This window comes from Streptantibioticus ferralitis (assembly GCF_029223525.1).
Lineage (GTDB): Bacteria > Actinomycetota > Actinomycetes > Streptomycetales > Streptomycetaceae > Streptantibioticus_A > Streptantibioticus_A ferralitis.
Window position 1 is genome coordinate 1 of sequence record NZ_JARHTQ010000010.1, and the last position, 20,785, is coordinate 20,785.

The 20,785-nt window shown below is 69.3% G+C and carries 17 protein-coding genes and 1 pseudogene; 7 read left to right on the plus strand and 11 right to left on the minus strand.

Translation table 11 applies throughout. From position 1 onward, the window contains the following. Nucleotides 1-476: 476 nt before the first annotated feature. Nucleotides 477-2,189 (minus strand): APC family permease, encoded by a 1,713-nt coding sequence (locus P2L57_RS17215; RefSeq protein WP_275815348.1) that lies wholly within the window; start codon nucleotides 2,187-2,189, stop codon nucleotides 477-479. Between the two features lie 754 nt (nucleotides 2,190-2,943). Between P2L57_RS17215 and P2L57_RS17220 the strand changes: the two genes are divergently transcribed. Then, complete coding sequence (locus tag P2L57_RS17220) at nucleotides 2,944-3,459, plus strand: universal stress protein (protein ID WP_372515748.1); 516 nt, start codon at nucleotides 2,944-2,946, stop codon at nucleotides 3,457-3,459. Nucleotides 3,460-3,626: 167 nt separating this feature from the next. On the opposite strand, the pseudogene P2L57_RS40745 reads toward P2L57_RS17220, so the two are convergent. After that, nucleotides 3,627-3,671: pseudogene (locus tag P2L57_RS40745) on the minus strand (hypothetical protein); the annotation flags it as partial. A gap of 512 nt (nucleotides 3,672-4,183) precedes the next feature. Here P2L57_RS40745 and P2L57_RS17225 point away from each other — a divergent pair. Further along, a complete protein-coding gene (locus P2L57_RS17225) occupies nucleotides 4,184-4,735 on the plus strand; it encodes a hypothetical protein (RefSeq protein ID WP_275815352.1) in 552 nt (183 codons plus the stop codon). Continuing rightward, nucleotides 4,732-6,858 carry a M48 family metalloprotease gene (locus tag P2L57_RS17230; RefSeq protein ID WP_275815354.1) on the plus strand — a complete coding sequence of 709 codons (2,127 nt, stop codon included), beginning with the start codon at nucleotides 4,732-4,734 and terminating at the stop codon, nucleotides 6,856-6,858. The genes P2L57_RS17225 and P2L57_RS17230 overlap by 4 nt, the downstream gene beginning before the upstream one ends. A 28-nt stretch (nucleotides 6,859-6,886) precedes the next feature. Here the strand turns inward: P2L57_RS17230 and P2L57_RS17235 are convergent, their stop codons facing one another. Continuing rightward, on the minus strand, nucleotides 6,887-7,807 hold the full coding sequence (locus P2L57_RS17235) for an NADP-dependent oxidoreductase (protein WP_275815356.1): 921 nt from the start codon (nucleotides 7,805-7,807) through the stop codon (nucleotides 6,887-6,889). 265 nt (nucleotides 7,808-8,072) lie between these two features. Between P2L57_RS17235 and P2L57_RS17240 the strand changes: the two genes are divergently transcribed. Beyond that, complete coding sequence (locus P2L57_RS17240; RefSeq protein ID WP_275815358.1) at nucleotides 8,073-8,633, plus strand: YceI family protein; 561 nt, start codon at nucleotides 8,073-8,075, stop codon at nucleotides 8,631-8,633. 632 nt (nucleotides 8,634-9,265) lie between these two features. Here the strand turns inward: P2L57_RS17240 and P2L57_RS17245 are convergent. From P2L57_RS17245 to P2L57_RS17255, 3 genes are read right to left on the minus strand one after another with little or no spacing between them, the layout of a single operon-like run. Continuing rightward, nucleotides 9,266-9,700, minus strand: a complete 435-nt coding sequence (locus P2L57_RS17245) for an SRPBCC family protein (protein WP_275815360.1) — start codon at nucleotides 9,698-9,700, stop codon at nucleotides 9,266-9,268. Between the two features lie 27 nt (nucleotides 9,701-9,727). Next, a complete protein-coding gene (locus P2L57_RS17250) occupies nucleotides 9,728-10,657 on the minus strand; it encodes an AraC family transcriptional regulator (RefSeq protein ID WP_275815362.1) in 930 nt (309 codons plus the stop codon). Continuing rightward, the gene (locus P2L57_RS17255) at nucleotides 10,641-11,024 is read right to left on the minus strand and encodes a hypothetical protein (RefSeq protein ID WP_275815364.1); all 384 of its coding nucleotides are present in this window, start codon (nucleotides 11,022-11,024) and stop codon (nucleotides 10,641-10,643) included. Before P2L57_RS17255 ends, P2L57_RS17250 begins: the two co-directional genes overlap by 17 nt. Before the next feature lie 294 nt (nucleotides 11,025-11,318). On the opposite strand from P2L57_RS17255, the gene P2L57_RS17260 reads away from it, so the two are divergent. Next, entirely contained in the window at nucleotides 11,319-11,522 is a 204-nt protein-coding gene (locus P2L57_RS17260) for a hypothetical protein (RefSeq protein ID WP_275815366.1), read from the plus strand. A gap of 106 nt (nucleotides 11,523-11,628) precedes the next feature. On the opposite strand, the gene P2L57_RS17265 is transcribed toward P2L57_RS17260, so the two are convergent. Together P2L57_RS17265 and P2L57_RS17270 are read right to left on the minus strand one after the other, a co-directional pair. Beyond that, nucleotides 11,629-12,495, minus strand: coding sequence for an isocitrate lyase/PEP mutase family protein (locus P2L57_RS17265; RefSeq protein WP_275815368.1), 867 nt, complete (start codon nucleotides 12,493-12,495; stop codon nucleotides 11,629-11,631). 447 nt (nucleotides 12,496-12,942) lie between these two features. Beyond that, a complete protein-coding gene (locus tag P2L57_RS17270) occupies nucleotides 12,943-13,239 on the minus strand; it encodes a hypothetical protein (RefSeq protein WP_275815781.1) in 297 nt (98 codons plus the stop codon). Nucleotides 13,240-13,347: 108 nt separating this feature from the next. Here P2L57_RS17270 and P2L57_RS17275 point away from each other — a divergent pair, with 108 nt between their 5' ends. After that, nucleotides 13,348-14,589 carry a glycosyltransferase gene (locus tag P2L57_RS17275; protein WP_275815369.1) on the plus strand — a complete coding sequence of 414 codons (1,242 nt, stop codon included), beginning with the start codon at nucleotides 13,348-13,350 and terminating at the stop codon, nucleotides 14,587-14,589. A gap of 190 nt (nucleotides 14,590-14,779) precedes the next feature. Further along, entirely contained in the window at nucleotides 14,780-16,927 is a 2,148-nt protein-coding gene (helR, locus tag P2L57_RS17280) for an RNA polymerase recycling motor ATPase HelR (protein WP_275815371.1), read from the plus strand. A gap of 355 nt (nucleotides 16,928-17,282) precedes the next feature. On the opposite strand, the gene P2L57_RS17285 is transcribed toward helR, so the two are convergent. Genes P2L57_RS17285 through P2L57_RS17295 form a run of 3 tightly spaced genes read right to left on the minus strand, consistent with a single transcriptional unit; the run spans nucleotide 17,283 to nucleotide 20,758 of the window. Beyond that, nucleotides 17,283-19,808, minus strand: coding sequence for an ABC transporter permease (locus P2L57_RS17285; RefSeq protein WP_275815373.1), 2,526 nt, complete (start codon nucleotides 19,806-19,808; stop codon nucleotides 17,283-17,285). 3 nt (nucleotides 19,809-19,811) lie between these two features. Next, complete coding sequence (locus P2L57_RS17290) at nucleotides 19,812-20,528, minus strand: ABC transporter ATP-binding protein (RefSeq protein ID WP_275815375.1); 717 nt, start codon at nucleotides 20,526-20,528, stop codon at nucleotides 19,812-19,814. Continuing rightward, on the minus strand, nucleotides 20,525-20,758 hold the full coding sequence (locus P2L57_RS17295; RefSeq protein WP_275815377.1) for a hypothetical protein: 234 nt from the start codon (nucleotides 20,756-20,758) through the stop codon (nucleotides 20,525-20,527). Before P2L57_RS17295 ends, P2L57_RS17290 begins: the two co-directional genes overlap by 4 nt. Nucleotides 20,759-20,785: the final 27 nt, after the last annotated feature.

Here is a 20,785-nt window from a genome sequence, read left to right on the forward strand (position 1 = left end):
CCGCGCACGCCTGCGCAAGCACCGCGAATACGGGTACATCACCCCGCTCGAAACCCGAGCCAGGCTCCGACAAGACTTCACCCCCGCAGCGTAGAAACCCGCTGTCCAAGAACAGGGGGGAACTTCAGGTGCGTCGTAAGGACTCGCCTTGCAGAACGCATCCCGGGGTTACCAGCGGATCCGGGGTGGACTCCTCAAGCTCGGCCACCGTCTGGGTGCTTCGACGATCCGCAGGATCCTCAAACGCCGGCACCCGAGCTGTGCACCAACACGACATGGCGGCAGTTCCTCCGCATCCAAGCTTCCACCACACTCGCCGTCGACTTCTTTCACAATGACTGGGCGGTCACCCTGCGGCGGCTGTATGTCGCGGTCCGACCACGCCACCGCCGATCTCACCCAAGATAGGAAATGGTTCGGCGACGCCTGCGGCAGGATCGCAGGCGTCGCCTCGGTACGAAGGCCGGACGGTCAGATCACAGCGCGGACGTCCGCCCCGGTGCCTCGCCCAGGCCGGTCGCACCGACTACCGCGGCCAGGCCGACTTCGTCCTGCGCGACCAGTTCGTTGACCTCTTCGGTAGTCACCGCGAGGGAGATGGCCCAGAAGTAGACGGCGAGACTGGCCGCGGCCACCACCAGTAGGTCCAACAGGTTCGGCAGCACGGCGAGTTCGCCACCGCCGGACCGGAACCCGTTGCTGTCGTAGTTGCCGACATAGCCGAGAAGCACGTTCATCGCCAGCCACACCGGGATCCAGGCGAAGCCCTTCCAGTCGGCCCTGGTGATCGGCAGCGGATCCTTCTTGCACACCTGGGTGACCGCAAAGATGACGAACCCGACGCCGATGCCGCTCTCGATCTTCCATGTGGTGTCGAAACCACCCCAGTAGATGACCAGGTTGGCGGCGATAAAACCAATGGGCGCGATCACCGCGGCGCCCTTGAGCCGGTAAGGGCGGGGCCGCTGCGGATCCCGCTTGCGCAGCGCGGTCAGCGCCACGGGGGCGAAGGCATACATGATCGCGGTGGCGGAGGTGACAAGGCCCACCAGGCTCTGCCAGCTGGGGAACGGCAGGAAGGCGACCTCACCGATGACGAAGGCCAGCGCCACGGCCCACACCGGGATGCCTCGACGGGTGAGCCTCGCAAACGTCTTGGGCAACTCGCGAGCGTGGCCCTGCGCGTAGGTGAGCCGCGATGAGGCCCCCAGGTACACCAACGCGGTGCCGGCTGGTGAGACGAACGCGTCGGCGTACAGCACGTAGGCGAGCCAGCCCGCGCCGGACGCCGTGGCGAGCGTCGCATACGGGCCGAACGCGCCCTTGTCGATCGGCTTGTCCCAACCGTGCGCCACGGTTGCCGGGTTGAGGGAGCCGATGAACGCGACCTCCAGCAGGATGTAGGTGACCGCACCGACCAACATGGCGATCAGTATCGCGCGGGAAATGTCCTTTTGCGGGTTGCGGGCCTCGCCGCCGAACTGGATGCACTGCTCGAAGCCTTGGGCGGCGAAGACCACACCGGCCGGAAGTGCCGCGAAGACGCCCTCTGGTCCCTTGGCCAGGAAACCGCCACCTGCGTGGAAGTTGCCCGGGTGGAACGACAGCGCGACCAGCACCACGATCGTCAGCAGCGGGACGGCGGCCTTCCAGATGACGGTGACCGAGTTGCTCTCCGACATGGATTTGGTGCCGACCAGGTTGACCACGGTGAACAGCGCCATCAGCACCGTTGCCCAGGCAAAGCCGCTGCCGGTCAGTGTGGAGTTCTGCTGGTTCAGCAGGTGCAGGTGATTGTTGACCCAGCCGATGTTGTCCAGGTAGGTCAGGCTGGCCTCGACCTCGATCGGTGCCAGTGTCACCGCCTGAAGCCAGGCGGACCAGCCTGCGGCGAAGCCGGCCAGACGGCCGAAGGCGAACGCGGGGAACCGCGCGGTGCCGCCGGCGACCGGGTAGGCCGTGCCTAATTCGGCGTGGATGAGAGCGAGCACACCGAGGATCAGTGTGGCCAGGATCCAGGACAGCAAGGATGCCGGGCCGGCATGGGTGGCGGCCTTGTACGCACCGAGCAGCCAGCCCGATCCGATGATCGAGCCGAGCGAGAGCATCGTCAGCCCGAACACGCCAACGTTCCGGCGCAGTTGTTGCTGCCCCGTGCCTGTTGCAGTACGGCCTGTCACTTCCGTCATGAACTACCTCAATGCTGTGAGCCAGGTCCGGTGTCCCCCGTGAATGCGCAACGATCACCGGACAGCGTCGCTGCGCGGTGGGAGGATCCCGGCCACGAGGTCGGCCCGGAGCACGATCAGGACAGGAAGGACCAAGAGCGTGCGCCTGAACGCCTATTGTCAGGCCGCGCTATCTCGATGCAAAGAGTTCGACAGCAACGCTGCTGTTGGCACGCAGCGCCCGCGAAGAGGCGTGGCCCCCTGAAGCAGCCACGCCTGGGTCGACCGCGCATGTGCCGGATCCCCAACCTGACGAGGAGTAACACGGACGACTTGGGTGAGCCGCGACGGTGGCAGCGTCGCACCGGGCCTGTCCCGCTCCACCCACTGCCCATGCCGATCACAGTTCCCGACCAACTCACCCACCTCAACGACCATCGCCGCGGCCACCTCGGCGGTGTCCCACACGAGTACGAATCCGCTGCGTGATCAGCACGGACGTAGTTCTTGGCGTCTGCAACGTTCATATGGTGATGACGGTGGTGACCGCCGGGAATTGGCCAATTCTCGGCCAAGCCTACGCGCCAGCGACCGAACGGCAACGGGATTCCGCCGATGCGCTTAGATGGAATGGATAACTCCCCGGCGTCGCTGCCGCATTCACGCCGTAGGCCGCTTCGCCGGGAACCAGGGGTCGGGCCCCAACAGGGGCGCTTTCGGGAAGGGGAACGGCACGGTGACGAACGAAACGAGTGTAGGTCGCTTCGTCGTGGGGATGAGCGGCTCGCTGGGAAGCTTCGGCGCGCTGCACTGGGCGGTCGCCCAGGCCTGCCGTACCGGCGCGCAGCTCCTGACAGTCATGGCGTGGGAGCCCCTCGGCGGTGAGCCGGTCTACAGGCGTGCCCCGTGTCCACCCCTGCTCGCACAGTACCGCAGGGCCGCGGACGAACGGTTACTGGCCGCGTTAGAGACGGCCTTGTCGGGCAAGCGACTTGACGTGCCGATGGAGACTTGGACAGTACGAGGTCCGGCGGGCCCCGTACTGGTGGCCGCCGCGGACCGAGCGGATGACGTGCTCGTGGTCGGAGCCCCTCGCGGCGGCGTTGCGCGGCGGGTGCTGCGGTCGCGGGTCATCCGGTACTGCCTGACTCACGCGACGTGCGCGGTACTGATCGTGCCGCCATCCCCCCTACAGCGTGACCTCGCCGCCATACGTCGGCGTATCGCCCTGAGACTCCCCATGGGGCCAGGTCTCCAGCGATGGTTTCTCACTCCGAGCCGTAGAGGTTGAGGGGTTCGCCTCTGTCTGACTGCTCCAGTCAAGACGACACCCCGCTCGCTCTCCAGATGCGGTCCGAACCGCGCGTTGGTCAGCGCCTCGGGTTCGCGCTCGTCCAGTCGTACGGGGCCGGGCGGGTAGCTCCCGTAGCTGAACACCGGAAGGCCGATCTCCACCAGTTCCGGTGCGTCGCGGTGCCACCCCCACACCACCATTCCCGCCATGCCCGCCGCCTCGGCCTCCAGCACCGCCAGGTCACCGACACAGGCCTCGTCCGAGGGCCGCTGTTGTCGATGCCCAGCACGTCACCTGGTACGGCCCGGCCGGACGCCTCCAGGAACACATCCACGCTCCCGTAGTGCCGCACCGGCAGCGCTCGCCCCGCGATCCGCTGCCCGGTGACGACCGTCCGAACGCCAGGGGCGCGGCGCGTAGCGGTACGCCGCGCCGTAGGCAGGCGTCGGCCACCACGGCGTGGACAGCTCGGCAAAGACCTTCAGCATGTGTGTCTCCCCGACTCGGCCCCGTCACCACCGGCGGGACGCGGACTCATCGGCCATCCTCACCCGCGCACGGCACCCGCCGCCGGGCCCGTGGCGCTTCGACGCCGGTCGCCTGGCAAGCGTTGGCGGACTGCCCCCTGCCACTTACCGCGAAACGGGGCCGGGTCGCCTCCCGCGCCGATACGTTGAGTCATCACGTCGTGGTGCCGCGATTGGGGATCGGGGGGGACGCGATGGTTTCAGAACGCGATCACATGGTGGCCGACCTGGCGCGCCAGGTGCTCCATCGGATACCGGAGGACCTGCTCGGGCCGGGCGAGTTGGAGCTCTTCGACGAAACAGCCGCGCTTTGGCTCACCCGGCGCGGGAAGCCGGGCAGCGCTCGTAACGACATGTTGGGGTTCGGACTCGACGCCGCGCTGCCCGTGGTGACCGCGGCGGCGCTGACGGCGGCGCACACCGCGGTGGGTTTCCTCTGGGAGGCGACCCGGGACGCGGTACGGGACGAGGCAAGCGGAGTGCTGCGGTCCGGGATCGACCGCGCGGTCGCCCGGCTGCGGGCACACCGACATCGCGAGGGCAGACCCGAGGTCGAGGGGGCCGGCCCCGCGGACAGACCGGACACCTTCCCGGCGAAGGGCCTGGACCCACAGCGGCTCACCCAGGTCCGCAAGGTGGCCTATGGCCAACTGATCGCCTCCGGGACATCCGAGGAGATGGCCGGATTGCTCGCCGATGCCGTGGTCGGAGCCCTTGCCGTGCGAGCGGACGGCCACCAGAAGTGAGCCGGCCCCTGGCGGCACCGGTCCGGCGAGCGGCACCACTGCGGATCGCGTTCCCGTTCCTGCTGGTGTCCTTCACGGTCCTTGCCGCGGCGCTGCATTGGGGAGACCAATGGGGAGCGCGTCTACTGGGGCGCGAACCATGGCAGTTCGTCGCCGGTCCGCTCGGTACCGTCTGCAACCGCGACGCGCAGAGCATGTACCTCTGGCCGACAACATGGAGCCGCTACCAGGACGCGACGCGCATGATGGGGCAGTGTGGGGACTCACCACTCAATCCCCTGCTGGTCTGGTCGCATGTGCTGGGCGCGGCGCTGTTCTGCGTCCTGGCTGTCGTGCTCTACGCGGTCGGGCCCACGTGGCGCATCCATCGACGTGGCCTGATTGATCTTCCAGACGAGCGACTCCCGGAACTCGCCGAGCACCTGGAGGAGTTGTGCCGACGATCGGGAGTGCGGACGTCCTTTCTGCTCCATCCACTCGACCCCACGCTGAGCGGCGCCGCCTTCGGGACCGCGCGAAGACGCTACGTGCAGCTCAACCGCGGACTGCTCGCCCTGCATGCCACGGACCGGGCGCGCTTCGACGCGGTGGTGCTCCACGAGCTCGCGCACATACGCAACCGCGACCTCGACATCACCCAGTTCACGGTTGCCCTCTGGCGGGTCTTCACGGCACTGGCAGTCACCCTCTCCCTCTACACGCTCGCCAACGCCGGTCCGCCCAGGGACTGGCTCTGGATCGCTCAGAGCCTCTACGAACTCCTCGTGGTCTCGGGCTTCGTGCTGCTGGCCCGCAACGCGGTGCTGCGCAGCCGGGAAGTCCACGCCGACTTACGGGTGTTGGAGTGGCAGGGCACCTCCGAGCATCTGGAAGGCGTGCTCGCTCTCGGTACCGCCACCGTCGGCTGGCCGTCCCGAAGATGGTGGCGGTGGCGGGTACACCCCGCGGGTCGGGACCGCATCGGGGTGGTGAGCGGCAGCCGACTCGCTCCCGAAGTCGGCTTCGGCGGTGGCTTCCTGATCGGGGTCGCGGTGATCCTCCTCGACGGCTTGGTGGCATCCGTCGTTCCCTGGCTCACCGGTTACCAGTACGGGACGATGAGCAGCGCCGTACCGTATGTGGCCTTCGCCGCCGGAGGCGTGGTCCTCGCGGCGTGGCAGGCGATCGAAGGTACGCAAGGAGTCGGTCGGATCGGGGTAGGGCTCGGGGTGGGTCTGGTGGCCGGAGCCACCGTGCTCGACGCCCACACCGTTCTGCTGCCGGTCGCCCCCTTGCCGGACGGCTCAGAGGCGCTGATGTTGGTCCTGTGGGCGGCGCTGTCCGTTCTGGCGGCGTGGGCGTACGTGCGCTGGGTCGCCATGTGCCTGCGGGCCTGGGCCGCCGCTGCGCCGTATGCCGCCGGGTACCGGTGGACGCTGCTGGTGACGTGGTTGGCGAGCGCGCTGGTGCTCGACGTGTGGCAGCAGTTGATGTTCCGCTGGATTCCCCAGGAGGCCCTGATCGCACGTTACGTTGGCCTGGGGCCATGGGCGTCCCCGCCCATCGCCCTCTTCGTCGACATCGCGCTGAACGTTCTGCTCTTCCTCCCGCTCCCGCTGACCGGTGCGTTCCTCACCGCGCTGGCCCTGCATCCGCTCACGGCTCACGCGTGGCAGTGGGGATCGGCTCGTCGGAAGGACGCGCCGCGGTGCGATCCAGCGCCCCTACGGATCCGGCAAGCGGTCCTCATCGGGGTGCTGGCCGCGGCCGTCGTGCTCGCGCTGTACTTTCCTGGCTTCCTGCTCATCCGGCACGACGCGCCCGACTGGGCGAGCCAAGGATGGTGGAAGTGGGCGTATCTGGGCCTGCGTTGTGTGATACCCGCCGCAGCGGCGGCCACAGCCGCGGCACTTCGCCATCCGTTGGCCGTCCCGCGCGGCATGCTCGCCGGTCTGGTCGCCGGTCTCGTGGGCAGTCCCGGCATCACCATGGTGGCCAACACCGCCGACTGCCTTGCCAGTAGCCAGGCGTGCCATCCACTGCACGGTATGACGGCTTCGGCGAGCCTGAGCTACGTACTGTTCGGGCTCTTCCCCGCGGCCCTGTTCGCGGTCGCCTCGCGCCTTGCCGTGCGGCGCGGGTGACAGCCGCACCGGCCATCTGTCCGTCCGCTCAGGGCTTCAGTACGATCTTGCCCCGGGTGTGTTGCCGCTCCAGTTCGCGGTAGGCGTCACGCACTTCGTCCAGCGGGTGGACCTTGGCGATGGGGATTTCCAGTTCGCGCTGGTCGATCAGTGCGGCGAGTTCCTTGAGCACCTCGGCGCTGGCGGCTGCCGCGTTGCCCTCCGCCTTGACTCCATGCTTCTGGGCACCGGCGAAGTCGATGATCGTGTCGATGCGGTCGGGCCGCACTCCGAGATCAAGCGCGAGCTCGATGTACCCGTCGCCGAAGGTGTCGATGAAGGCGTCGACCCGGCCGCCCGATGCCGCACGGATCCGGTCGGCCACGCCCTCGCCGTACGTGACCGGGATGGCCCCATGGTCGGTCAGCCACGGGTGGTTCGGCTCGCTCGCCAGGCCGATCACCGTGACTCCGGCCTGCCGCGCGAGTTGTACGGCCAGTGACCCGACGCCGCCGGCGGCCCCGGAGACCACCACGGTGTCGCCCGGTGCGAGCGCGACCGCCCGTACCGCCGCGTACGCCGTCGTCCCGGCCACGAACAGGGAGCCGCCCTGCTCCCACGAGACGCCCGCCGGGCGGTGGATCAGCTCGGTGTCCTCGACCAGGACGTATTCGGCGTGGCTGGCCCGGCGGTTGGTGAATCCGATCACCTCGTCCCCCGGTGCGAAGCCCTCGACGCCCTCGCCGACCTCCTCGACGGTCCCGGCGAGGTCACTGCCCTGGCCGGATGGGAAGGTGGCGGGCCACCGGTCGTGCAGCAGCCCTTCACGGATCTTGGCCTCCCCCGGGTTGATCCCGGCGGCCACCACCTTGACCAGCAGCTGTCCGCGACCGGGCGAGGGACGTTCGACGTCGACGACCTTCAGCACGTCAATGCCGCCGTACTCGGTGAATCGGACTGCTTTGGGCATCGCGCTCCCCTTTCAACGCTTGTGATGAAGACGGCAACAGCCGGGGAGCACCAGGGATTCCCCCCGACGGCTCTTCGGATCCCGCCCGGTGCGAGCGTGAAGCGCCGAGCGCTGAGGAATCACTCGCCGCACCGCATATCCATACATGGAGATCGGAGGTGGACCGGCTTAGCCTGAAGCTGATCGAGGCTCCGCCTCGGCCATCACACGGGCCAGTCTCCGGACCACAGGTCGCCCGGCCTGCCATGCCCTGAAGGAGTCCCTGATGGCCACCACCAAATGGTTCTTCGAACCCGGCCACACCGCCGCCGAGTTCAGTGCCCGGCACATGATGGTCACCTACGTGCGCGGTCAGTTCAAGAACATCCGCGGCCGGCTGGAGGTGGACCCGGAACACCCCGAGCAGGCCAGAGCCGAGGCGACCATCGATGCCGCCCAGGTCTACACCGGCCAGCCCGAGCGGGACGCGCACCTGCGCAGCGCCGACTTCTTCGACGTCGAAAACCATCCCACCTGGACCTTCACCAGCTCCAGCGTCAACCAGGTGAGCCCCAACGAGTTCGAGGTCACCGGCGACCTCACCATCCGGGGCGCCACGCGCCCCGTCACCTTCGACCTCACGTACCTGGGCCAGTGGGACACCCCCTGGTGGGAGGGCGACCAGAACCTCGGCCCCCGCCGCCGGGCCGGTTTCGTCGCCCGCACCCGGCTCAACCGCCATGACTTCGGCGTGAGTTGGAATGACGCACTGGACCGTGGCGGGGTTGTGGTCAGCGACCTGATCGACGTCACCGTCGACATCGAGGCCGTCCAGGAGCCGGACTAGGGCCTGTTCGAAGTCGTGATCAATGATGCGGAGATCCGGCACCGAAGTGGTGCGTGTGCTGGTAGAACACCCGTGTGGCGCGACGTGAACTCAGCGATGGCGAGTGGGAGTTGATCGGGCCCTACCTGCCGGTAGGGCAGTACGAGCCCTACCCCGGGCACCTGCGCGAGCAGCTTTAGGCAGTGATCTGGCGTTCGGTCGGGGCGTCCTGGAGGGCCGCGTGAGGGCTGCGACGCGTTGGGCGAGTTGTCCGGAGAGCGCCTCGGCGATCAGTGAGCCGCGTGTCGGGAAGTGCCGGTAGTGGGTGGCGGCACCCACACACCTCATACAGCGCCGTGCTGATCAGCGATACGGCGGCGCCGGCCTGGCACGAGGGCTGCATCGCACCAACTCCTACTGCACGCTGCTGGGGACGGCAGGCCAGCCTCCCCTGCTGCCGGGCACTCCACAATGGGGCGATCTCAGAATGGGGCGATCTCAGCGGTCAGTTGGGCAATCACTTCAGCCGTCAGCTCCGTGATCCGCCGGTTCCCGACGATCACGTCACGCACTGCGATCCCCACCACGCACTTGATCAACGCTCACGACGCCGACGCGCTACGCCCGACCACGCACGAGCTCATTAGCTGTACCTAGCCCGGGTCCCGGTCCGTCGCCGCGCGGGCGTACCCGGCCAGGCCATCGGCCATCCGCTGCATGAAGCGGGTCAGGTACCACCGCCAGAACGGCCCCGAGAGACGCAGCTTCGGCTCGAAGGTCGCCGACCAGGTGATGTCGGTGCCACCCTGCGGCACCTCGGCGAGTTCGACGGTGCCTCGATAGGACCGGAACGGACCGCTCACGTTCTCGTAGCCGAACCGCCGGTCGGTGACCAGCTCGACGATGCATTCCCGGGAGACCGCCCGGCCGGTACGAAAGACTCGTGTGTCGCCGACCTGCTGTCGGCCTTCGGGATCGCCGCCGTCCTCGATCTCAACGGCGTCGATCGGCGACCACGACGGCCAGGTGGCGGCATGGACGAGCACCGCGAAGACGGCGTCGGGGTTCGCCTGCGAATGTGAGGTCACGGCATAGGTGTACGGCACTCCGCCACATTAGGACGGCGCGGTCGGCTCGGGACATGCGCGGGATTGTTCACCCGTCGATGAGATCTTGCGGTACACCGACGGCCGGACACCGACGTGCACCAGGAAAGCTGAGGACAGGCTGCCAGCGCTGGAGAAGCCGCAGCGCTCGGCGATCTGCCCGATGGTGAGGTCGGTGCCGTCGAGCAACCGCCGCGCCTGCTCGATCCGCAGGCGGGTGAGAAACCGATGCGGCGTCTCGCCGGTGGCTTCGCGGAACACGCGGATGAAGTGGTAGACGCTCAAATGCACTTCGGCGGCGATGTCGGCGAGCGTCAGCGGATGGGCCAGGCGGTCTCGCATGACCGCGATGCCTTTGCGGACAGCCGTGCGCTCGGGACCCGGTACGCGGTGGTCTCGGCCTTGAGTCAGCAGATGTGTCGCGAGGAAGGCCGCGGCCGATTCCGCATACACGTCATTCGCGCCCTCGGCAGCGGGCAGCGCGCGCATGACATGTTCAACAACCGCGTTACCCGCACCCAGGCCGGCGGACAGCGCTTCGAAGTCCGGTTCCGAACAGCCCAGTTCAGCTGCGGCCCGCTCAACGGTCACCCGCGGAATGTGCACCTGGATGCTGTGCATCGCCGACGTCGCGCGGTAACTGCGAACGGTCGAGTGGCCGGGGACCATGAGTTCCAAGCGGCCGGGGACCCAGCGTCGCCGCGTCGATCTCCCGCCGGCGTGTATCCGCATCACCGCATCCCCGCTCGTGCAGAGCACAAGATGCAGATCGGACACCCCGGGCAGCGGAAGATGCTCCGCCTCCCGCGCGTGGGTGAAGTGCTGCACAAGCAACGACCGCCAGCCGGCGTCCTGCCAACTGCAGTAAGTACGCCGTACGAACGTTGCCATGTCGAAACCGGCGTACGGCGCCAGATCGAAGTCAGACGAGTCGAACACCCCACGAGTCTAGGCTTGTTGTGCGGTCGCGTTCGGCGGCTCGGGACTCGGTTGGGGTGTGCTCCCGCGGGCGGGTGGCCAGCGGGGCGGCGCGGTCGCGGACCAGGCTGAGTCGGGTGGTCTGCCGGGACATCACGGTGCCCAGCGTCCAGTCGACCGCGGTGCGCATCCGGTTACCGGGCAACGACAGCAGATGGTCACCGCGGGTGACCGCCTTGGCCGGGAACCCGCCCAGCGGCACGTGCAGCGGATCGACCGCGGGCCCTTCACTGAGTGATCGGACAAGGGCGCCGGGATCACGGGCTGCCCACCGAGTACGGGTCGTGGAAGTCGCCACGTACGGGTCGCCGTTGGGGACGGTCGACATTCGTACCTCGATGGGGGCGCTGGTCAGGGGCTTCGAGGGCCCCGGTACGTTCTGGGAGCGGCAGCCGAGCAACTCAGGGGGACGTCTGAACGGCGATGGGCAGTGACGACATAGGCCAGGCGCCGGAGCCGGACCGGGATCAGGCGGGGGATCGGATCGCAGGCCGGTCCGGGGGCGCGGCCCCGGGGCTGGTTCCCGGGCCCGGCGGGTGGCCGGCGCCGTGGCCGGCCCCTGGATGTAGCGCTCACGAGTGTCTACAGGCATCCGACGCACGGCTGCCGCACGCTAGACGCCATGAGCGCAATCATCGTCTTCCCCGTCCAACCCGGGAACCCGCCATACCGCGTCGTGCAGATCCACAGGGACCGAGTCGGCATCGCTCACGACCTGTTCGACGTGCTCCGCCTCGCACACCAGGCAGGTCTCGAACACGTCGATCTTGACGACCCGGAAGACGTGCGCTGGCTAGGAGGCGACAAGTACCGCTGGACCCCATAGCCCCGCACAAGTCTGCGCGGGGCCTTCGCATTGGGACCTGCCGCGTACCCCCGGCCACAACCATGTGGCCGGGGGCATTCAACGGTGACCCGCGCCGCCCGGTGCGTCAGCCGACGGCTACCGCCTGCGCGCCGTAGTCGCGGTGCCTGCTGATGTTCTTCTCCAGCAGGGCCAGGGTCTCCGCGACGCCGACATGGCCGTCCCCGGTCTGCGGTAGCCGCCCGTCCGCCTGCTTGAGGTCGACCAGCGCCTGGTCGATGGCGGTGTGGGCTGCGAATAGGCAGGGTGTGCTGTAGATCGCGACGTTCACGCCGAGTGCGGCGAGCTCGGGCAAGGACAGCCGCGGCGACTTTCCGCCTGCGATCTGGTTGAACAGCAGGGGCTTGTCGCCGATGACCTCGCGCACCTTATGGATCCGGTCGACGCTGCGCACTCCGTCGACCAGGACCACGTCCGCGTCGGTCGCGGCCAGCGCCTTGGCCCGGCGCAGGATCTCGCTCTCCTCGGTGGCGTCGGTTCGGGCGACGACCAGTAAGTCCCGCCGTGCGGCGATGACCATGTCGAGCTTGTCGAGGTACTCCTCAAGCGGCAGTACTTGCTTGCCGTCCACGTGTCCACAGCGGCGGGGCCTTTTCTGGTCTTCGAGGATCACCCCGGAGGCGCCGCATGCCTCCAGTTGCCGCACGACGTGGCAGGCGGTTTCGGGGTCCACGTAGCCATCGTCGATGTCGACGAGCAGGTGCTGTCCGGGGAAGGCCAGCCGCAGTCGCTGTACGAACGCGACGATGTCCGGCCAGGCGATGAAGCCGATGTCGGGTAACCCGTAGTGGGATGCGGCGAAGCCGAAGCCGGAGACGAACATCCCGTCATAGTGCTGGGCCGCGATCGAGGCGGAGTACATGTCGTAGATGCCGATCAGTGGCGTGGTTCCGTCCTCGGCTATCGCCGCGCGCAACCTTCTGGGGTAGTTCACGCTGTCCTCCGAGTGTTGGGTGCATGGCGCATCTGCCGGGTCCTGCCCGCGAAGTACAGCTCGGCAGGTCGCGCCGAGGACTTGGGGGGCTCGTGCAACGTTCGGCAAAGCGTTGACAAAGCAACGGTTGCGGCCCCCGGACGCGATGTGTTTCGCGCCGTCCCGTTCGCTGGGGTTAACGGCGGGATATGTTGTCGGGTTCAATCCCAGGGGAGCGCTGCCCTGTCCTTCCGGTGACATCGTGATTCTGCAGCGCACGGTGCTCGTACGGCGGCGTACACCAGCGCACTGCAGCAGCTTCACCGTGTCCGTTCCGCGTGAGGCGCTGCGGCCCTTGCGCTACCGGACGCGGTCGAGCCGGATCACGACGACGACGGCGAGGACTGATCGGGGCCGACCGGGCCGCTCCTGCCGGGGCGGATGTCGACCTCGCAGAGTGCGTTTGCATCAACGTACTTCGACCTCCGACCACTGGGCGGTCGTGAGTGTTCCGGGCGGTTCTCCCCGCCCGGAACACTCACGAGGCCGAAGCGGCAGCCCGAGCGTTTCCCACACGGTCAGCATCGCGATCGAGACGCTCTCCGTGCGTTCGATGTCCTCGGCGACATCAGGGCTGGTGAGCTGGAGGAGGGTGGAGAACTTCTCGTTCTGCGGCTGACCGCCGTAGGCGGCGCGCCGCCGCTTCGCGAGGAGGTTGTCCGTCCACAGCAGACGACAAAAGGCAAAGGCAAGGAGGTTACCCACTCCTCGCCACTCTCAACTTATAGCGCACCGGGGGGCTTGCGGCAAGGCCCGGGTCGTGCCGCAGAATCGCCGGCCGAAGCCAGAATCTGCGGAAATGGGAGTCGCGAAGTGCGTGTGTTGTTGTCGACGTATGGGTCGCGCGGGGACGTCGAACCGTTGGTGGGACTCGCGGTGCGGTTGCGGGCACTCGGCGCGGAGGTGCGGGTGTGCGCACCGCCGGACGAGGAGTTCGCTGAGCTGCTGGCCGGTGTCGGCGTGCCGATGGTGCCCTTCGGCCGGTCGGCGCGCGCGCTCACGACTGCGGCGCCCCCGCCGTCGTCGTCGGACCTGCCCCGGCGCGCGTCCGAGTTGATCGCCAGCCAGTTCGACGCGGTCACCGCGGCGGCCGAGGGATGTGACGCGCTGGTGGCGACCGGCATGATGCCTGCTGCGGCCGGCGCGCGGTCGGTGGCCGAGAAACTGGGCATCCGCTACGTGTACACGACCTTCCAGCAGCTCACCCTGCCGTCACCGCACCACCCGCCGCTGGCGTATCCGGGCCGACCGTTCCCGCCGGAGGTGACCGACAACCGGATGCTGTGGGACCTGGACGCTAAGAGCATCAACGCGCTGTTCGGTGAGGCGCTCAACACCCACCGGGCGTCGATCGGCCTGCCCCCGGTGGACAACGTCCGCGACTACGTCATCGGCGACCAGCCGTGGCTGGCGACGGACCCGACCCTGGACCCGTGGCAGGAGACGGCGGACCTCGACATCGTGCACACCGGCGCGTGGATCCTGCCTGACGAACGCCCACTCCCGGACGAGCTGGTGGCGTTCCTGGACGCCGGCACACCACCGGTGTACGTGGGCTTCGGCAGCATGCCCATGCGCGCATCGACGTACGTCGCCCAGGTGGCCATCGAGGCGATCCGCGCGCAGGGCCGCCGCGCACTCGTCGCCCGCGGCTGGGCCGACCTGGCCCTGATCGACGACCGGGACGACTGCTTCGTCGTCGGCGAGGTCAACCAGCAGGCACTGTTCGCCCGGGTGGCCGCCGTCGTGCACCACGGCGGCGCGGGCACCACGACGACGGCCACCCGGGCGGGCACGCCTCAGGTGGTGGTGCCCCAGGCGGCGGACCAGCCGTACTGGGCCGGCCGGGTGGCCGACCTGGGCATCGGCACGGCGCACGACGGTCCGACTCCGACCAGCGAGTCCCTGTCCGCCGCGCTCAGGACGGCCCTGACCCCCGAGACCCGCGCACGAGCAACCGCCGTGGCCGGCACGATCCGCACCGACGGGACAACGGTGGCCGCGGAGATGCTGCTCGACGCGATCAGCCGAGAAAGGCCGCCCATGTCCGCGTGAACCACGCGGGATCGTCCAGCCAGGACCCGGAACACGAGAACCTGCGAACCCTGGCGACCTGAACCGACATCGGCCACGGGGTCCACGTCAGACGGAGCGTCGCTCGCCTTGGCCACCAGGTTCGTCACGCCGGTCCAGGCGCCTTGCTGCGCGCAATGGTTGCGAGCGACCTCAGATCGGAGCTGATGACATGAATCCCCTGACTACCAGCACGTTTGACCTTCCCGACCACCTCTCCCCCAAGGCCGACCCGACGCTGATCGCCGGCGACGAGCAGCACTTCGCGGCCATCGCGGAGTGCCTGGAGCAGTCGATCGCCGAACTGTCCGACCGCCTTGACGACTTGCGCAAGGCGCCCGGCGGCCTGGGCCGGCAGGCGATGGACCGGGACATGGAGATCCACCGGCTGACCGCTCGCCTGCGCGCCCTGCGTCGCTTCGGTTTGGACCTGTGTCTCGGACACATCGTCAGCGCGGACAACCCCGAACCCGTGTACGTCGGACGACTCGGCCTTACGGACAGCGCGGGTCGTCGGCTGCTGATCGACTGGCGCTCCCCCGCGGCTGAGCCGTTCTTCGGAGCCACCCACGCCAACCCGATGGGGCTGGCAAGCCGCCGCAGGTATCGCTGGACCCGCGGCCGGATCAGTGACTACTGGGACGAGGTGTTCACTGCGGACGGGTTTGTCGGGCACGCCGCGCTCGACGACCAGTCCGCCTTCATCGCCAGTCTGGGCAGCAACCGGTCGTCCCGGATGCGAGACGTGCTCGGCACCATCCAGGCCGACCAGGACGCCATCATCCGCGCGGGTTCCCGCGGCGCTCTCGTCGTCGACGGCGGTCCGGGTACGGGCAAGACCGTCGTCGCTCTGCACCGCTCCGCCTACCTCCTCTACTGCGACCCCCGCCTCGGTCACCGCCGGGGCGGCGTGCTGTTCGTCGGTCCGCACCAGCCCTACCTGGGCTACGTCGCCGACGTCCTCCCCAGCCTCGGTGAGGAGGGGGTGCAGACCTGCACCCTGCGGGACCTCGTCTCCGAGGGAGCCATGGCGGCGATCGAGACCGACCCGGACGTGGCCCTCCTGAAGTCGTCCGCGAACCTGGTGAAGGCGATCGAGACGGCCGTCAGGTTCTACGAGGAGCCGCCCACCCAGGGGATGACGGTCGCGACCCACTGGTCCGACATCTGGCTGAGCGCCGACGATTGGGCCGTGGCGTTCGAAGCAGCAGAACCCGGTACTCCGCACAACGAGGCGCGCGACCAGATCTGGGAGGAGCTACTCACGATCCTGATAGACAAGCACGACGGCGACGCCTCGGATGACCTGCTCCGGCGGTCGCTGCTGCAGAACAGGGAGTTGCTCACGACCTTCTACCGCGCGTGGCCGCTGCTCGAAGCGGCTGACCTCGTCGGAGACCTGTGGTCGGTACCCGCCTACCTGCGGATGTGCGCTCCCTGGCTCAGCCGCGAAGACGTTCGGAAGCTGCAGCGCGAGGACGCCCAGGCCTGGACGGTGTCCGACCTGCCGCTCCTGGACGCAGCACGGCAGCGGCTCGGCGACCCGGAGGCGGCACGACGAAAGCGTCGGCACAACGCCGCTGTCGCCGCCGAACGCGAGCGCATGTCCCACGTCATCGACGACCTGCTCGAGGCCGACGACGACGGTGAAGGTGCGGTGACGATGCTGCGCGGACAGGACCTGCAGGACAGTCTGATCGACGAGGACGCCCTGCCCAACGCCGACGCGGACCTGCTCGCCGGCCCGTTCGCGCACATCGTCGTGGACGAGGCTCAGGAACTGACCGACGCAGAGTGGCAGATGCTGCTGCTCCGCTGCCCGTCCCGGAGCTTCACCATTGTCGGGGACCGCGCCCAGGCGAGGCACGGGTTCACGGAGTCGTGGCAGGAACGGCTCGAGCGGATCGGGCTCGATCGGATCAACCTGGCCTCGCTGAGCATCAACTACCGGACACCGGAAGAGGTCATGGCGGAAGCCGAGCCGGTCATCCGGGCCATGCTCCCCGACGCCAACGTGCCGACCTCCATCCGCAGCAGCGACGTCCCCGTCGTACACGGATCCGCTTCGGACCTGGACTCGATCCTCGACACCTGGCTCGCCGCACATGCCGACGGGATCGCCTGCGTCATCGGCGATCCCACGTTCCGGGCGACGTCCCGCGTCCGGTCACTGACCCCGGAACTGTCGAAGGGGCTTGAGTTCGACCTGGTCGTCCTCATCGACCCACAGGCGTTCGGCAAGGACATCGAAGGAGCGGTCGACCGCTATGTCGCGATGACCCGAGCGACCCAGCAACTCGTCATCCTCACGAGCTCCTGACGTCGCCCGGACGAACGCCCACACCCGGCCGACCTGGTGGCGTTCCTGGGCGTCGGCACACCACCGGTCTACGTGGGCTTCGGCAGCCTGCCCATGCGCGGGATGGCGGGGGCGCGGCGGTTGCCAGCGGTGGGAGCGGCTCGACGCGGAGTTGGACGTCATCGGCCGTCGGACTCGGCGTACTTGCTGTCTCGGTCGCGGAACAGGAAGCGCAGCGACGGCATGGTCAACAAAGCCCCCACCCACCGAACTCCAAGCCCTGATCACCGCCGTCGGCACCGGCAGACTCCTTGACCTCTACTGCCCGGTCTGACAAACCACCGCCAGGCACAGGCGAGGGCGTCCGTTCGCCGTTTCACAACGTGCGGATGACGTCGGCCGGCGGCGTGCGCAGAGCCTGCCGCGTGGGGAGTTCGATAGTGAGGAAGGCCGTGGCGGTGACCGTGAGGGCGAGGGCGGGCAGGAGCCAGGCGGGGCCCGCGGGCCAGGGGCGGCCGAGGAAGCCCTGGCCCAGGAGGGCGAGGGGCAGCGCGGACAGCAGCAGTGCGGTGGTCAGCGCGGTGGCCGCGGTCACCGCCGCCTCGCGGCGCATCATCGCGCGGATCTGACGCGGTGTGGTCCCGTTCAGGCGGAGGGCCCCCAACTCGACGCGGCGCTGTGCGGTGGCGGCGACGAGTTTGTTGGCAATGCTGAGCAGGAGGTAGACGAGCAGGACGACGATCGTCGCCAGGTTGATCCACACCTCGGGCGAGGCGTGCTTCAGGCCGCCGACGGAACCGGCGTTGGTGTTCTCCAGCGTCAGTCCGGGGCGGGACGCAGCCAGCGCGGTCAGGCCCCGCCCGGCCGTGTCCGTGCCGTCGGTGCGGATCAGGATGCTCTGGTCAAGGCCCGTCGTGGTGTGGCCTGCGGCCAGGTCATGGGAGAGGACGATCGTGCCGAAGCCGAGGCCGCGGGCGTAGACGGCCACGACCTTGGCGTCGACCCGTGCGCCGTCGCCGAGGACCAGCCTCACCCGCTGTCCCGGTTCCGCTCCCCGCGACCGGGCTACATCGCTGCTGACGGCGATGGTGTCGCCGGTGAGGCGGCCCAGACTCCCGTGCCGCACGTCGAGGTCGAGGACGTCCGACGCGTCCGGGGTGAGGATCATCGCGGAGCCGGACTCGGCCTCCGTGTCACCGAATTGCTGGTAAGGCCACACCACGGTGGTCGTACTGACCGGGGCGGCCGCCCGTACGCCGGGCGTTCTGCGTACGGCGGCGAGCGTGCCGGCGGGCAGTCCGCCCAGGCCGGGCGCGCTCAGGCGCTGCTGGGCGAGCGTGCCGGTGCGGGTGTCGTCAGCGGTGGCGGCCAGCAGGGTGGTCTGGGTGAGGGTGTAGGTCAGGACGAACAGGACCGCCATGGCCAGCGCGCTGACGATCCCCGCGTTGCGCAGGGCGTAGGCGCGGACGTTGGACATCGCCAGCCAGGTCGGCGCCGAGGCGCCGGACCGCGTCAGACGAGCCGCCGTATCGCCGATGCCGCGCACGAGGGCCGGGCCGGCCAGGGAGAGGCCGATGGCTGCGAGGATGCCGGCGATGGACGTGGCCGTCGCACCGATGACGGTGCGGGAGAACAGCGGTACCGCGGACATCGTGGTCGCGGCGGCGATGACCAGCAGGCCGCCGCGCGTCCGGATCCTCGACGGGTTGCGTGGCTCGCTGCGTGATGCGGCGACCGCCTCGGTGGCCGGCATGCGGGAGGTGCGCCAGGTCGCGCCCCGGGCCGAGAGCTGCACGGCCACGGCCGTCAGGAGGACCGTCGCGACGGCGGGCAGCGGGCTGATGGTCAGGGGGAGTTCGGCCGGAACGACCCCGAGGTCCGCCAGCAGCCGGAGGAACTGCCCGGCCAGCAGATAGCCGAGCGCCACGCCGGGTATGAGGGCCACGGCCGCGACGACGGTCGACTGGGCGGCGGCCAGGCGGCGGATCTGCTTCGGGGTGGCGCCGACGGCCCGCATCAGCGCCAGGTCGCGGCGCTGCCCGGCGACCGCCACGGCCAGCGCGCTCGCCATGACGAACCCGGTGATCAGCAGGATGACTCCGGCGAGCGAGCCGGCGAGGAGGATCAGCAGCGAACGGGACGCGCCCGCGCCGGGCGACACGAGGTCCCCGCGGGACCCGCCGGTGACCGCCCCAAGACCGGTGCCGTTCAGCTTCGTACGGACCTCGGCGGCGACCCGTTCCGCGGCGCCGGGCGCGGTACGCAGGCCGATCAGGTCGACACGGTCCCCGCGACCCGACAGTCGTACGGCCGTCGTGTCGGCGAAGAGGATACCGGCGCCCGTCGCGTCGACGACCGCCGAGATGCGATAGCCGGCGGCGGGACGGGCGTTGACGACGACCTGGACCCGATCGCCCACCTTCACCCCGGCCGCGGCAGCGGTGGCGCTGGCCACGGCGATCTCTCCGGAACCGGACGGCGCGTGCCCCCTGATACGTGCGGCGGCCAGCAACTGCGTCGAGGACCAGCCGTGTCCCGCCGCCTGGGGATCCCCGGCGGGTACGACCCGTCCGTGGGCGTCGACGAGGGCGGCGGGGAAGCCGAGGTCGCCGACGGCCGCGGTGACGTCCGGCAACCCGGCCAATTCCCCGACCAGTCGGGCCGGGACCGTCCGCCGCTCGGGCAGTGCGATCGGCAGGTCGCCGGCCGGGTGGTACTCCTGGTCGGCTGCGACCACGACGTCCGCGCCGCCGAGACGGCCGGCGGGCAGATGGGAGCGCAGACCGGACTCGGCCAGTACGCCGGTGCCGGTGATCAGGGCCGCGCCGCCGAGGACCGCGCACGCCACGGCGATCAGCGCGCTGATCCGGTACCCGACCATATGTACTGCGAGACGAAGCATGACTCAGCCCTCCCCCAACGCGACTAGGCGGCGGGCCAGTTCGGGAGCGGTGGGTTTGTCGAGGGCCTCGACCACCCGGCCGTCGGCCATCACCAGCACCCGGTGCGCCCGGGCCGCGGCGGCCGGGTCGTGGGTGACCATCACCACCGTCTGGTGCAACTCGTTCACGAGGTCCCGCAGCAGGTCCAGGACCTCGTGGGCACTGCGCAGGTCCAGCGCGCCGGTCGGCTCGTCGGCGAACACGACGGCTGGCCTGGCCGCCAACGCCCTTACGACGGCGGCTCGTTGCTGCTGGCCGCCGGAGAGCTCGGCCGGCTGGTGGGCCAGCCGGTCCGCCAGTCCGACCCGCTCCACCAGCATCCGCACCCAGTCGTGGTCCGGGGTGCGTCCCGCCAGCCGCAGCGGCAGCGTGATGTTGTCCTCGATGCTGAGCGAGGGGATCAGGTTGTACGCCTGGAACACGAACCCGATGCGTTCCCGGCGCAGTTCGGTGCGGCGGGTCTCGTTCAGTCCGGCGATCTCCCGGCCGTCGATGCGGATGCTCCCCGACGTCGGGGAGTCGAGCCCGGCGGCGCAGTGCATCAGTGTGCTCTTGCCGGAGCCCGACGGGCCCATCACGGCGAGGAACGTACCTCGCTCGACGGTCAGCGACACGTCGTCCAGGGCGCGTACGCCCCCCGGGTACGCCTTGGTGACATTCGCGAGGGCGATGGCGGTCACCGACGGCCTCGCAGGCTGCGCACGACGAGGCTCCCGCCGCAGACCACGGTGACGGCGCCGCAGGCCAGGTGTACCCAGGTGTGCGCATCGGCGTACGAAGCCGCCATGTTGGCGACCGTGCTGATCACCACCAGCACCCAGAGCATCGAACGGAGAACGTCCCGTCGGGTGGGGCCGGGCGACGACGTCCCGTCGGTGCCGGTGAGGCGGTAGGGGTCGGTCTTCGGCATGGGGTTCCTCCGTTGGTGCCGAGCGGT

Excerpts from the sequence above, each read along its gene's own strand:
- P2L57_RS17255 (WP_275815364.1), bottom strand. The coding sequence starts at position 11,024 with ATGTCGACCGTCCCCAACGGCGACCCGTACGTGGCGACTTCCACGACC.
- P2L57_RS17235 (WP_275815356.1), bottom strand. The coding sequence starts at position 7,807 with ATGCCCAAAGCAGTCCGATTCACCGAGTACGGCGGCATTGACGTGCTG.
- P2L57_RS17295 (WP_275815377.1), bottom strand. The coding sequence starts at position 20,758 with ATGCCGAAGACCGACCCCTACCGCCTCACCGGCACCGACGGGACGTCG.
- P2L57_RS17215 (WP_275815348.1), bottom strand. The coding sequence starts at position 2,189 with ATGACGGAAGTGACAGGCCGTACTGCAACAGGCACGGGGCAGCAACAA.
- P2L57_RS17260 (WP_275815366.1), top strand. The coding sequence starts at position 11,319 with ATGAGCGCAATCATCGTCTTCCCCGTCCAACCCGGGAACCCGCCATAC.
- P2L57_RS17240 (WP_275815358.1), top strand. The coding sequence starts at position 8,073 with ATGGCCACCACCAAATGGTTCTTCGAACCCGGCCACACCGCCGCCGAG.
- P2L57_RS17225 (WP_275815352.1), top strand. The coding sequence starts at position 4,184 with ATGGTTTCAGAACGCGATCACATGGTGGCCGACCTGGCGCGCCAGGTG.
- helR (WP_275815371.1), top strand. The coding sequence starts at position 14,780 with ATGAATCCCCTGACTACCAGCACGTTTGACCTTCCCGACCACCTCTCC.
- P2L57_RS17285 (WP_275815373.1), bottom strand. The coding sequence starts at position 19,808 with ATGCTTCGTCTCGCAGTACATATGGTCGGGTACCGGATCAGCGCGCTG.
- P2L57_RS17220 (WP_372515748.1), top strand. The coding sequence starts at position 2,944 with ATGAGCGGCTCGCTGGGAAGCTTCGGCGCGCTGCACTGGGCGGTCGCC.